The sequence below is a fragment of the Variovorax ureilyticus genome, from assembly GCF_037889935.1.
GTDB classification, from domain to species: domain Bacteria; phylum Pseudomonadota; class Gammaproteobacteria; order Burkholderiales; family Burkholderiaceae_C; genus Variovorax; species Variovorax ureilyticus.
The window spans coordinates 227,723-239,825 of record NZ_JBBKZU010000005.1 but is presented as its reverse complement, the minus strand read 5'-3'; the positions used below and the strand labels follow the sequence as shown (position 1 = coordinate 239,825).

The 12,103-nt window shown below is 66.1% G+C and carries 11 protein-coding genes; 7 read left to right on the top strand and 4 right to left on the bottom strand.

Annotated elements, in window-relative coordinates; translation table 11 throughout:
* Positions 1–16 precede the first annotated feature (16 nt).
* Positions 17–1,399 (top strand): peptidylprolyl isomerase, encoded by a 1,383-nt coding sequence (locus WKW77_RS13500; RefSeq protein ID WP_340357355.1) that lies wholly within the window; start codon positions 17–19, stop codon positions 1,397–1,399.
* A gap of 2 nt (positions 1,400–1,401) precedes the next feature.
* Positions 1,402–2,178 carry a 16S rRNA (adenine(1518)-N(6)/adenine(1519)-N(6))-dimethyltransferase RsmA gene (gene rsmA, locus WKW77_RS13495; protein ID WP_340357354.1) on the top strand — a complete coding sequence of 259 codons (777 nt, stop codon included), beginning with the start codon at positions 1,402–1,404 and terminating at the stop codon, positions 2,176–2,178.
* A 131-nt stretch (positions 2,179–2,309) separates the two neighbouring features.
* Here the strand turns inward: rsmA and WKW77_RS13490 are convergent, their stop codons facing one another.
* The 4 genes from WKW77_RS13490 to WKW77_RS13475 all read right to left on the bottom strand — a co-directional run bounded on the left by WKW77_RS13490 (position 2,310) and on the right by WKW77_RS13475 (position 5,922).
* Complete coding sequence (locus WKW77_RS13490; protein WP_340357353.1) at positions 2,310–2,528, bottom strand: hypothetical protein; 219 nt, start codon at positions 2,526–2,528, stop codon at positions 2,310–2,312.
* On the bottom strand, positions 2,507–2,908 hold the full coding sequence (locus WKW77_RS13485) for a barstar family protein (protein ID WP_340357352.1): 402 nt from the start codon (positions 2,906–2,908) through the stop codon (positions 2,507–2,509). Before WKW77_RS13485 ends, WKW77_RS13490 begins: the two co-directional genes overlap by 22 nt.
* Before the next feature lie 77 nt (positions 2,909–2,985).
* Positions 2,986–3,399 carry a guanyl-specific ribonuclease gene (locus WKW77_RS13480; protein ID WP_340357351.1) on the bottom strand — a complete coding sequence of 138 codons (414 nt, stop codon included), beginning with the start codon at positions 3,397–3,399 and terminating at the stop codon, positions 2,986–2,988.
* 183 nt (positions 3,400–3,582) lie between these two features.
* A complete protein-coding gene (locus WKW77_RS13475) occupies positions 3,583–5,922 on the bottom strand; it encodes an NADP-dependent malic enzyme (protein ID WP_340357350.1) in 2,340 nt (779 codons plus the stop codon).
* A 165-nt stretch (positions 5,923–6,087) separates the two neighbouring features.
* Here WKW77_RS13475 and WKW77_RS13470 point away from each other — a divergent pair, with 165 nt between their 5' ends.
* From WKW77_RS13470 to WKW77_RS13450, 5 genes are all read left to right on the top strand, one after another.
* Positions 6,088–7,134, top strand: a complete 1,047-nt coding sequence (locus tag WKW77_RS13470; RefSeq protein WP_340357349.1) for an SPFH domain-containing protein — start codon at positions 6,088–6,090, stop codon at positions 7,132–7,134.
* 63 nt (positions 7,135–7,197) lie between these two features.
* Positions 7,198–8,688: a DUF4178 domain-containing protein gene (locus WKW77_RS13465; protein WP_340357348.1), complete on the top strand. Its 1,491-nt coding sequence runs from the start codon at positions 7,198–7,200 to the stop codon at positions 8,686–8,688.
* Positions 8,689–8,712: 24 nt separating this feature from the next.
* On the top strand, positions 8,713–8,931 hold the full coding sequence (locus WKW77_RS13460) for a DUF350 domain-containing protein (RefSeq protein ID WP_340357347.1): 219 nt from the start codon (positions 8,713–8,715) through the stop codon (positions 8,929–8,931).
* Positions 8,932–8,942: 11 nt separating this feature from the next.
* The gene (locus tag WKW77_RS13455; RefSeq protein ID WP_340357346.1) at positions 8,943–10,481 is read left to right on the top strand and encodes a polyamine aminopropyltransferase; all 1,539 of its coding nucleotides are present in this window, start codon (positions 8,943–8,945) and stop codon (positions 10,479–10,481) included.
* Positions 10,478–12,046, top strand: a complete 1,569-nt coding sequence (locus WKW77_RS13450) for an FAD-dependent oxidoreductase (RefSeq protein WP_340357345.1) — start codon at positions 10,478–10,480, stop codon at positions 12,044–12,046. The genes WKW77_RS13455 and WKW77_RS13450 overlap by 4 nt, the downstream gene beginning before the upstream one ends.
* The last annotated feature ends 57 nt before the right edge of the window (positions 12,047–12,103 follow it).

Here is a 12,103-nt window from a genome sequence, read left to right as displayed (position 1 = left end):
TAGACAGAGCTTCGCCATGAAACACATTCGCTCCATCCTTACGCTGGCCTGTCTCGCGACACTGGCCGCCTCCGCCGGGGCGCAGGGCCTGGGCATCACCGACATCATGCGCAACGGTCCGCGCATCGTGCCGCCGCCGACCACCAGCGGTCCGCCGCCCAATGTGCAGCGATCGGCCGAGTACATCGTCGCGCTGGTCAATTCCGAACCCGTCACCAACACCGAGGTCCAGATCCGGGTGGCGCGCGTGCTGCGTGAGAACCCCGAAGCCGAACGGATGCCACGCGCGGAGCTCGTGCGCCTGGTGCTGGAGCGGATGATCAACGAGCGTGCCATGCTGCAGCTCGCCAAGGAATCGGGCATCAAGATAGACGACGTCGCGGTCGACCAGGCCGAACAGACCGTGGCGCGGCAGAACCAGATCACGGTCACCGAACTGCGCCGGCGGGTCGCCGCCGAGGGTATGTCGCAGGACCAGTTCCGGCGCGAGTTGCGCGAACAACTCATACTCACGCGCCTGCGCAACAACGAGGTCGAATCCAAGGTCAAGATCAGCGACGTCGAGGTCGATCAGTTCATTCGCGAGCAGCGCGCCGGCGGCAATGCGTCGGTCGCGCCCAACCTCAATATTGCGCAACTGCTGGTCATCGTTCCGGAAAACGCCGGCGATGCCGATGTGGCAAAGCTGCAGCAGCGCGCGCTGGGGCTCGCCCAGCGCGCCCGCGCAGGCGAAGACTTCGGCAAGCTCGTCAAGGAAAACTCCGACGCGCAGGACCGTGCCGGCGGCGGCGCGATGGGCATGCGCAGTGCCGATCGCTATCCCCCGCTCTTCGTCGAGGCCACGCAGTCGACCCCGGTGGGCGGCATCGTCGGTCCCGTCCGATCGCCCGCGGGCTTCCACGTGCTGAAGGTGTTGGCGAAGTCTCAAGCGGGCATTGGCGATGCCGTCGTCACGCAGACGCAGGTCCGGCACATTCTGCTGCGCAACGACTCCAAGCGGACCACCGCCCAATCGGTTGCGCAACTGAACGATTTCAAGGATCGCATCCAGCGGGGCTCCGCCGACTTCGCGAGCCTTGCGCGCGACAACTCGGAGGACGGAAGCGCCAAGAGCGGCGGTGACCTGGGGTGGTCGCGACCCGGCCAGTTCGTGCCCGAGTTCGAGGAGGCGATGAACCGCCTCAGTCCGGGCCAGATCAGCGATCCGGTCGTGTCGCGCTTCGGCGTGCATCTGATCCAGGTGACCGATCGTCGTGAGACCAAGCTCACGCAGGTCGAGCAGCGCGAGGCGGCGCGCGCCGTGCTGCGAGAGAAGAAGATCGAGCAGAACACGGATACCTGGGCCCAGGAAGTTCGCGCGCGCGCCTACGTGGAATATCGCGAACCGCCGCAGTCCTGACGGTGAAGTCCCACATTCCCCGCAAGCGGTTCGGCCAGCATTTCCTGGCCGACGTTGCCATCATCGACGCCATCGTGCGCGAAATCGCGCCGAAACCCGGCGATGCGATGGTCGAGATCGGTCCGGGTCTCGCGGCACTGACGCAGCCGCTCGTGGAACGCCTGGGCCGCCTGACGGTGATCGAACTCGATCGCGACCTGGCCGAGCGCTTGCGCGGCCATGGTCAACTCGACGTCGTGGAATCGGACGTGCTGAAGGTCGACTTCGCCGAGCTGGCGAATCGGCTGGCGGCACCGCCCGACAAGTTGCTCCGCGTGGTCGGCAATCTGCCCTACAACATTTCGACGCCCATCCTCTTTCATCTGCTGGGGTTTGCGGGTCTCGTCGCCGATCAGCATTTCATGCTGCAGAAGGAAGTGATCGACCGCATGGTCGCGCAGCCCGCGACCTCCGATTACGGTCGCCTGAGCGTCATGCTTCAGTGGCGCTACGCGATGGAGAACGTCCTGTTCGTGCCGCCGGAGAGCTTCGATCCGCCGCCGCGCGTCGATAGCGCAGTCGTGAGGATGGTGCCCCTGGCCGAACCGCCCCGAGTTGATGCGGAACTGCTTGGCGAAGTCGTGCAGGTGGCCTTCAGCCAGCGTCGCAAGCTCCTGCGGCACAGCCTTGGCAAGTGGCTGGAGCAAAAGAATTTCGGTGGCGCCTTCGACGTCCAGCGGCGCGCGGAGGAGGTCCCGGTCGCCGAATACGTCGCCCTCGCCCAGCAGTTTCCCAAATAGAAAAGCCCGTCAACGACGGGCTTTCGTTCGTGAAACACCGCGGATCCGGCTCGGCCGGCCCGCTGGTGTTACCCCCGGCAGGGGGTTGGCGAAGCGACACGAAGTGCGCGCAGCCTGGGGGCGAGCAACAGTCAGGCTGCTGCGAGCCAGTATCCCGCGTTGAAGGGGCTGCTCATGCGCAGCGCCAGGGGAGATACATCGACCAGTTTGTCCGTCGGCATCTTTTCTGCCGTCGGATCAGCCTCTTGAGCCTCGATCTCGGCACCTGCGGCGCCGGTTTGCTGAGCCTCGTTCGCCCGTTCTGCTTGGCTGGATTGTGCAGAACGGGCTACAGAAAAGAATAGAAGCACCGGAAGGGTATTTTTCGATCCCCCCAGTAGTCCGCCGCGTCGCGGAAGATGTCCAGAAGCTGCTCGCGTGCTTCCTTGTCGAATTTGGCGTTGGCGGGAATCTGTTCGAGAACGATAACGAAGCCCGGCTGCGGACCCGACTTGTGAAGCGGGTCGGTCATGCAGTCATAGAGCGCGTCGAAGTTCTTCCCGAAGTGCTGGGGGAACGTGAATTGCTGCGCGATCAGATCCAGCACGTCCTGCTTGGTCTGGGCATTGCCGAGGTTGGCATACAGAAAGTGCTGACCGGCCGCATGTGCTGCCTCCTGCAGGTCGCTCACGCGAAATGCGCGAATCGACTGCACGATATTGGGTCGCACGCCACGAAGGGATTGGGTCATCTCCGCTGGTCTTTCCATGGTTGTCGTCATCTATTCTCAGGACGCTGTTCTGCGCCTCTCCAAATTCATTTCATCGCTCAGGGAACGATCCGCCTGAAGCTCGCGTAGTGATCCGCCGTGTACCAGCAAGCCGAGGGCGCCGTGCGTTCGCCTCCACAGACGATTCGCTTGGCGCCACGATCACGCGAGCCGGGCGTTTCGACCGTGTACTCTCGGTAGTGACCCCGACGTTCCTGGGGGAGCAGGCGTTCACGATTGCCGAACACCACGCCGTCCTTTTCATACTGGAAGGGGCCACCCTTGAAGATGGCCTCGTAGGTACGCTGGCCTTGCACCGGCAATTCGGCCAGCGCGATCGTTTCCTGAGCCGACGGACCGGTACGGGTGCCGAACCATTCGCGGGCCTGAACGCCATTTGCGAGAGCGACCAGCAGGAAGCTAGTGAGCGCAAACTTGGATGCAGGGGACGAGATCGAGGCGAAAACCGCCATGGAGCACCAGGAAAGAAAGAGCGAGGGCCGAATCGGGGGTCAACCTTATTGGGGTTAACCCGCAAATTCAAGCCCGTAAGTGTGCACCAGAGGCGCGCAAATAGCAAGCGCCTGCTCAATCTTTGAGCAGGCGAACAGGATCGGCGAAGTCCGGAAAGTTAGCGGTCGCTATTTCGAAAGTGCCTACCGCTCGGCGTTCGCATCGGCAACCGTCAGAGCCGTCATGTTGACGATGCGCCGGACAGTGGCACTGGGCGTGAGAATATGCACAGGTTTGGCCGCTCCGAGCAGGACCGGGCCGATCGCGATGTTGCCGCCGGCCGCCGTCTTGAGCAGGTTGTATGCAATGTTGGCCGAATCGATGTTCGGAAACACCAGCAGATTGGCGTCCCCGGCCAGGGCGCTGTGCGGCATGACCGATGCGCGCTGCTTGCCGTCCAAAGCGACGTCGCCGTGCATTTCGCCGTCCACTTCAAGCCACGGCGCCTGGGTGCGCAGCAACTCGAGCGTCTGTCGCATCTTGACCGCGCTCGGCATGTTGCTGCTGCCGAAGTTCGAATGCGACAGCAGCGCTGCCTTCGGCTTGATGCCGAAGCGCATCATCTCCTCCGCCGCCATGGTCGTGATCTCGGTGAGTTCTTCGGGCGTCGGGTCGTAGTTGACGTGGGTGTCGACCAGGAACACCTGCCGGTTCGGCAGAAGCAGCCCGTTCATGCAGGCGTAGATCGGCACGTTCTGCTGTGTGCTCGCGCATCCGCCGGGGCGCTTGCCGATCACCTGGTCGATGTAGTGCAGATGGATGGCGGTGGTGCCCCAGGTGCCGCAGATCATCCCGTCGACGTCGCCCTTGTGCAGCAGCATCGAGCCGATGAGCGTCAGGCGGCGGCGCATCTCGATCTTCGCGGTCTGCACCGTCGTGCCCTTGCGCTCAGTCATCCGGTGGTAGGTCTGCCAGAAATCGCGGTAGCGCTGGTCCCACTCGACGTTGACGATGTCGTAGTGCACGTCCTGCTTCAGGCGCAGGCCAAACTTCTCGATGCGCTGCGCGATGATGGCTGGCCGCCCGATCAGCGTCGGGCGCGCGATGCCTTCGTCGACCACGATCTGGGCGGCGCGCAGGATGCGCTCCTCCTCGCCCTCGCAGAAGGCGATGCGCTTCTTCGGCGCACGCTTCGCGGCATCGAAGATGGGCTTCATCGTCGTGCCCGAGGTATAGACGAAGGTCTGCAGCTTGTCGCGATAGGCATCGAGGTCGGCAATGGGCCGCAATGCCACGCCGCTGTCGGCCGCGGCCTTGGCGACGGCCGGCGCGATCTTCATCATCAGGCGCGGATCGAAGGGCTTCGGAATCAGGTATTCGGGTCCGAAGCTGAGCTTCTCGCCGGCGTAGGCAGCGGCGACGCGTTCGCTCTGTTCGGCTTGCGCGAGTTCGGCGATCGCGTGCACCGCAGCGACTTCCATCTCATCGGTGATGGTGGTCGCGCCGCAGTCCAGTGCGCCGCGGAAGATGTATGGGAAGCACAGGACGTTGTTGACCTGGTTCGGGTAGTCCGTGCGGCCGGTGGCCATGACCACGTCACCCCGCACCGCGTGCGCGTCTTCCGGCGTGATCTCGGGATTGGGATTCGCGAGCGCGAAGATCACGGGCTTGGCCGCCATCTTCGCGACCATCGCCGGCTTGAGCACGCCGCCGGCGGAGAGGCCGAGGAACACGTCCGCGCCCTCGATCACCTCGGACAGCGTGCGCGCGTCGGTCTTCTGCATGTACTGGCGCTTGTCGTCGTCCATCAGCTCGGTGCGGCCTTCGTAGACCACGCCGGCAAGGTCGGTGACATAGACGTTTTCGCGCTTGAGACCGACCTTGAGCAGCAAATTCAGGCAGGCCAGCGCCGCAGCGCCGGCGCCGGAGGTGACGAGCTTGACCTGCGAGATGTCCTTGCCCACGACCTTGAGGCCGTTGAGCATCGCTGCCGCCACGGTGATCGCGGTGCCGTGCTGGTCGTCGTGGAAGACCGGGATCTTCATGCGCTTGCGCAGCTCGCGCTCGACGTAGAAGCAGTCCGGCGCCTTGATGTCCTCCAGGTTGATCGCGCCGAAGGTCGGCTCCAGCGCGGCGATGACGTCGACCAGCTTCGCCGGGTCCTTCTCGTCGATCTCGATGTCGAACACGTCGACGCCGGCGAACTTCTTGAAGAGCACGCCCTTGCCCTCCATCACCGGCTTGGAGGCCAGCGGGCCGATGTCGCCAAGGCCGAGCACCGCGGTGCCGTTGGTGATGACCGCCACCAGGTTGCCGCGCGCGGTGTACTTGAAGGCGTTGACGGGGTCCTTGACGATCTCCTCGCAGGGGGCTGCCACGCCGGGCGAGTAGGCCAGTGCCAGATCGCGCTGGTTGACCATCTGCTTGGTCGCGGCGATCGAGATCTTTCCGGGGACCGGATGCTCGTGGTATTCGAGGGCGGCGCGACGCAGTTCGGCACGTTTGTCCTCGGGCGAGGGAATCGATGAAGTCGGATCGGACATTGGGCCGTGCCTCCTGTGACGCTTCTTGAAAGGGCGCCGATTGTAGACCTCGCCTGCTTTCGCCCATGAAACATGGGCTTCGCATCGAAGCACGGGAAGTGCGCCGCGAGCAGGGCTTCCGCCCTGTGGCAATATCACCGGCCGAGTATTTGCAGGAGCACCTCCATGGCGCTGATGGATTTCATCAAGAAGCAGTTCATCGACATCATCCAGTGGACCGAGACCGGCGACGGCACACTGGCATGGCGCTTCCCGATGGCGGACATGGAAATCCAGAACGGCGCCTCGCTCACGGTGCGCGAATCGCAGATGGCGGTGTTCGTCAACGAGGGCCAGGTCGCCGACGTCTTCGGCCCCGGCACCTACGAGCTCACCACGCAGACGCTGCCCGTCCTCACCTACCTCAAGAACTGGGACAAGCTCTTCGAGTCGCCCTTCAAGAGCGACGTCTATTTCTTCAGCACGCGGCAGCAGGTCGACCAGAAGTGGGGCACGCCCCAGCCGATCACGGTTCGCGACAAGGACTTCGGCGCGGTGCGCGTGCGCGCCTTCGGCAACTACAGCTTCCGCATCGGCGATCCGAAGCTGTTCCATACCGAGATCTCGGGCACGCGCGATGTGTATTCGGTGGCCGACCTCGACGGGCAGCTGCGCGGGCTCGTGCTGCAGAACATCAGCAACGCGATCGCGTCCAGCGGCGTGCCGTTCCTCGACCTCGCGGCGAACCAGATCGAGTTCGCGCAGGCGCTTGCGGGGCAGCTCGTGCCCGGGTTCGCGAAGATCGGGATCAAGCTCGAGAACATCACCGTGCAGAACGTCTCGCTGCCGGAAGAGCTGCAGAAGATCCTCGACCAGAAGATCGGCATGGGCATGGTCGGCAACGACATGGGCAAGTTCATGCAGTACCAGACCGCGCAGGCGATCCCGAAGATCGCCGAAGGCGCGGGAGGCGGCAGCGGCATTGCCGGCGATGCGATGGGGCTGGGCGCGGGTGTCGCGCTGGGGCAGGTGCTCGCTCAGAACCTCGCGCAGGGGCTGAATCCGGGCAACGCAGCCGCGGCTGCGACCACACAGCAGCCGGTGGTCGCGGTGGTCGATCCGGCCGACGTGATGACGACGCTGGAGAAGCTCGCCGAGCTCAAGACCAAGGGCATCCTCACGCAGGAAGAATTCGACGCCAAGAAGGCGGAGCTCCTCAAGAAGCTCGTGTGAGGCCCGCAGCTTTCGCGGGACCACCCGGCCAGCCACCCGCAGGCTGGCCCTCTTCGGAGCGCCATGGCTGAGAACGGCGCCATTCAGCGCACCTACCGCGCGCCCTGCCCCGGCTGCGGCGCGCCGGTCGAGTTCCGCTCGGCGCAATCGACGCATGCGGTGTGCGCCTACTGCCGCAGCACCGTGGTGCGGCAGGGCGAGACGCTCGCGCGCACCGGCAAGATGGCGGAGCTGTTCGACGACTTCAGCCCGCTGCAGCTCTTTGCCTCCGGCCGCATCCATGATCGGCCGTTCACGCTCATCGGCCGGCTGCAGTACGGCTACGACGGCGGACGCTGGACCGAATGGATCGCTACGCTCGACGGCGACCGCACCGGAATCCTGAGCGAGGACAACGGCGCATTCGTCTTCGCGCTGCCGTTCGATCTGCAGCGCGACGCGCCTTCCGCCGCGGCCCTGCGCGTCGGTGCGACGTCCGCCTTCAACGGGCAGTCGTACACCGTCACATCGAACGAGCAGGCCGCTCTGATCTCCGCCCAAGGCGAACTGCCGCGACTGCCCGAGCTGGGCCGGCGCTTCGCGGTGGTCGAGCTGCGCGGCGACAACGGGCAGATGCTCAGCCTCGAGTACGACACCGATCCGCCGGGCGCCTGGATCGGCCGCGCCGTGCAGCTCGAGGACCTGCAGCTCACGGGCCTGCGCGACGAATCGGCGAAGGAAGAAAAGGCGCGCAGCTTCAACTGCCCGAACTGCGGCGCGACGGTCACCGTCCACCTGGCCGACAGCAAGAGCATCACCTGTTCGTCGTGCAACAGCATCATCGACCTGAGCCAGGGCATCGGCGGCGAGTTGCGGCACGCGATCCAGGACGAGCCGGTGCAGCCGCTGATCCCGCTCGGCACCGTGGGGCAGCTGCAGGGGCTGGATTGGCAGGTGGTCGGCTTCCAGCACCGCATGGGCGTGGCGCCCGGCGACGACGAACACTTCGGCTGGAGCGAATACCTGCTGTTCAATCGCAAGCGCGGCTTCAGCTTCCTGGTCGACGCGGAGGACGGCTGGAGCATGGTCCGGCCGACCACCGGCGCGCCGACGATGGACAAGGACGGGTCGAAGGCCACGTACCTGGGCAAGGTCTACCGCCAGCTCTACACCTACAACGCCGAGACGAGCTACGTGGCCGGCGAGTTCTACTGGCAGGTCCAGCGCGGGCAGCGGACCTTCAATCGTGATTTCGCCAATGGCCCGGCGCTGCTGTCGATGGAGCGCTACGCCAGCGAAATCACCTGGTCGTCGGGCAGCAAGATCGACAGCGCCCTCGTCGCGGCCGCGTTCACGCTCGCCGGCCGCAAGGACATGTTCAAGCGCAACGATGCATTGCCGGTGAGCGCCGGATCGGGCATCGGGTGCGGCACGATCATCCTGGTGGTCGTCGTGATCATCATCCTGCTGATCATCCTGAGCACGTGCAGCAGTTCCAGCGGCGGAAGCGGTGGCGGGATGCGCAGCTCGGGCGGCTCGTACGGTGGCTATTCGAGTGGCGGCGGCCACAAATGATGTTTTTATCCGGAGGTCCTCATCATGGGATTTGAATGGTTGAAGCCGGACGTCGTCCTCGGGTCGCTCGTCTATGCACTGCTGGGCGTGGCCATCTTCTGGCTGTGCTTCCTCGTCATCGACAAGCTCACGCCCTATGACCTGTGGCAGGAGATCGTCGAGAAGCAGAACGTGGCGCTCGGCCTGGTGGTGGCGGCGATGAGCCTGGGGATCTGCGTGATCGTCGCCGCGGCGATCCATTGAGCGGAGCGGTCTTGTCCGCGCGTCCGGCCGCTGCGAGCGGCCCGCAGCCCGTCGAGATCGCGCTGCTCGCCAGCGTGTTCGTCGTCGCGGCCTGCGGACTGGTCTACGAACTCAGCGCAGCGGCGCTGAGTTCGTACCTGCTCGGCGATTCGGTGCTGCAGTTCAGCACGGTCATCGGCACTTATCTCTTCGCCATGGGTGTCGGCTCGTGGCTTTCGCGCTATTTCGATCGCCAGTTGCCGGCGCACTTCCTCCGCATCGAGCTGCTGGTGGCGCTCATCGGCGGCGGCCTGCCGGCGGCGCTCTTCATCGCCAATGCCTACGTGCCGGGGGCGTTCCGGTTGCTGCTCTATGGCATGGTGCTCGTGGTCGGCGCGCTGGTCGGGCTCGAGATTCCGCTGGTGATGCGCATCCTTCGCCGCAATGTCGCGTTGAAGGAACTCGTCTCGCAGGTGCTGACCTTCGACTACCTCGGTGCGCTGGCGGTGTCGATCGCATTCCCGCTGTTGCTGGTGCCGCAGCTCGGCATGATCCGCACCGGCCTGCTGTTCGGCCTCATGAACGCGGCGGTCGCGGTGTGGGCGCTCTGGCTGTTTCGCCATGAGCTGCGCCGGCTGGGCGCGCATGCGCTCGCCTGCGCTCTGGTGCTGCTCGCGCTCGCGGCGGCCTTCGTGCTCGCCGACCGTATCACGACGCTGGCGGAGGACAAGTTCTACCAGGACCGCATCGTCTTCAGTGCGACCTCCCCCTATCAGCGCATCGTGGTGACGCACGGGAGCGCGGGCCACCGGCTGTTCCTCAACGGCAACCTGCAGTTCGCGGAGCGCGACGAGTACCGCTATCACGAGGCGCTGGTCCATCCCGCGATGGCCGCGCACGGTGCGCCGAAGAAGGTGGCGGTGCTCGGCGGCGGCGACGGGATGGCCGTGCGCGAAATCCTGAAATATCCGTCGGTGGAAAGCGTGACGCTGGTCGAGCTCGACCCGAACATGACGCGGCTCTTCACCGATCACGAGACGCTCGCCGCGCTCAACGGCGGCTCGCTCAAGTCGCCGAAGGTGCGGATCGTGAACACCGACGCCTTCCAGTGGCTCCAGCAGCCGGGCGACACGTTCGACGTGATCGTGGTCGATTTCCCGGACCCGACCAACTTCGCGATCGGCAAGCTCTACACCAACTCGTTCTACGCGCTGCTCGACAAGCGGCTTTCGGCGAGCGGCTACGCGGTGATCCAGACCACCTCGCCGCTGATCGCGCGCAAGAGCTTCTGGACCGTGGCCGAGACCCTCGAGTCGGTCGGACTGCAGGTGGCGCCCTATCACGCGCATGTGCCCAGCTTCGGGGAGTGGGGCTACATCATCGCGAGCCACCGGCCGTATCGCCTGCCCGATGCCGGTGCCCTGCCGCCGGGATTGCGCTTCCTCTCGGCGCAGAGCCTGCCGCTCTTGTTCGACTTCCCGCTCGACATGGCGCGCGTGCCGACCGAGGTGAACCGGCTGTCGAACCAGGTGCTGGTGACCACCTACGAGCAGGAGTGGGGCAAGCGGTGAAGCGCCGCGCGTTCCTCGGCGCGGTCGCGAGCACGGCGGTGCTGGCCGGCTGCGCGCCCGAACACAGGATCGACGGCGGCTTCACCGGCATCGACGTGGCGCGCGGCCACGCGCTGCGCGACGGCAGGCTGCAGCCTGATCGTGCGCCGGATGTGATGCGCAGCACCCGCGTGGTCATCGCCGGCGGTGGCATCGCGGGCCTCGCCGCGGCGCGTGCATTGCGTCTCGCCGGCATCGACGACTTCGTGCTGCTCGAACTCGAAGACACCGCGGGCGGAAACAGCCGGGGCGGCGCGGTGAACGGCATTGCCTGCCCGCTCGGCGCACACTACCTGCCGGTGCCCGGCGAGGACGCGCACGAGGTGCAGGACCTGCTCGAGGAACTGGGCCTGCGCCGGCGCGTCGCCGGGCGGTGGGAATACGACGAGCGGCACCTCTGCCACAGCCCGCAGGAGCGGCTCTACTTCCGCGGCGAATGGCAGGACGGCCTGCTGCCCGTGCAGGGAGTCGGCGAGGCCACGCTCGCGCAGTACCGCCAGTTCTCTCAGCGCGTGCAGGCACTGCGGCACGAGGCGCGCTTCGCGATCCCGACGCTGAGGGCACCGGGGGCGCCGCTGCTGCTTTCGCTCGACGCGCTTTCGTTCCAGGCGTGGCTCGACCGCGAAGGCTTCACCGATGAGCACCTGCGCTGGTACCTGGACTACTGCTGCCGCGACGACTACGGCGCGGGAATGGCCCATGTGTCGGCCTGGGCGGGGCTTCACTATTTCGCGAGCCGCCACGGCTTTCACGCGCCCGGCGACGACAACGCGGAACGCGACGCGGTGCTGACCTGGCCCGAGGGCAATGCCTGGCTCATGCGCAGGCTGGCGGATCCGCTGGGCGAGCGCCTGAAGACCGGCCATGCGGTCACTCGCATCGCCGAAACACGCGGCGGCGTGGAGATCGATGCATTCGATGCTGCGACGCGATCCCGCATCCGGTGGCGGGCCGAGCGATGCATCGTCGCGCTGCCGGTGTTCATCGCCTCGCGCGTGGTCGAGAACCCGCCCGGCGCGTTGACGCGGGCCGGCTCCCTCATCCGGCATTCGCCCTGGCTGGTCGCGAACATCCACGTGCGCGAGCCGCTCGCGGACCGCCCGGGCGCGGCGCCGAGCTGGGACAACGTGCTCTACGGCACGCGCGGCCTCGGCTATGTCGATGCGCGGCATCAGTCGCTGGACCCCACGCCTCGCGCCACCGTGCTGAGCTGGTATCGCCCGCTCGGGCCCAGCGCCTTCGATGGCGATGACGGGCGGCGGCAACTGCTCGATCGGCCGTGGACCGGCTGGCGCGACGAGCTGGTCGCGGAGCTGTCGGTGGCGCATCCCGACCTGCCGGCGCTCGCGACGCGCATCGACATCACCCGCTATGGCCATGCGATGGCGATCCCGTCACCGGGGCTGCTGCGGCAGATCGGCGCGCCGGAGCGGGTGCGCGCCGGGCGCCTGGCCTTCGCGCACGCCGACTGGTCGGGCTATTCGATCTTCGAAGAGGCGTTCACCCGCGGCCACCTCGCCGCATGATGCTCACCCCCAGCCTCGCCCACTTCGTGTGGCTCGGGCACCCCCTCTCCGGGGGCA

Excerpts from the sequence above, each read along its gene's own strand:
- WKW77_RS13470 (WP_340357349.1), top strand. The coding sequence starts at position 6,088 with ATGGCGCTGATGGATTTCATCAAGAAGCAGTTCATCGACATCATCCAG.
- WKW77_RS13480 (WP_340357351.1), bottom strand. The coding sequence starts at position 3,399 with ATGGCGGTTTTCGCCTCGATCTCGTCCCCTGCATCCAAGTTTGCGCTC.
- WKW77_RS13475 (WP_340357350.1), bottom strand. The coding sequence starts at position 5,922 with ATGTCCGATCCGACTTCATCGATTCCCTCGCCCGAGGACAAACGTGCC.
- WKW77_RS13500 (WP_340357355.1), top strand. The coding sequence starts at position 17 with ATGAAACACATTCGCTCCATCCTTACGCTGGCCTGTCTCGCGACACTG.
- WKW77_RS13465 (WP_340357348.1), top strand. The coding sequence starts at position 7,198 with ATGGCTGAGAACGGCGCCATTCAGCGCACCTACCGCGCGCCCTGCCCC.
- WKW77_RS13460 (WP_340357347.1), top strand. The coding sequence starts at position 8,713 with ATGGGATTTGAATGGTTGAAGCCGGACGTCGTCCTCGGGTCGCTCGTC.
- WKW77_RS13485 (WP_340357352.1), bottom strand. The coding sequence starts at position 2,908 with ATGACCCAATCCCTTCGTGGCGTGCGACCCAATATCGTGCAGTCGATT.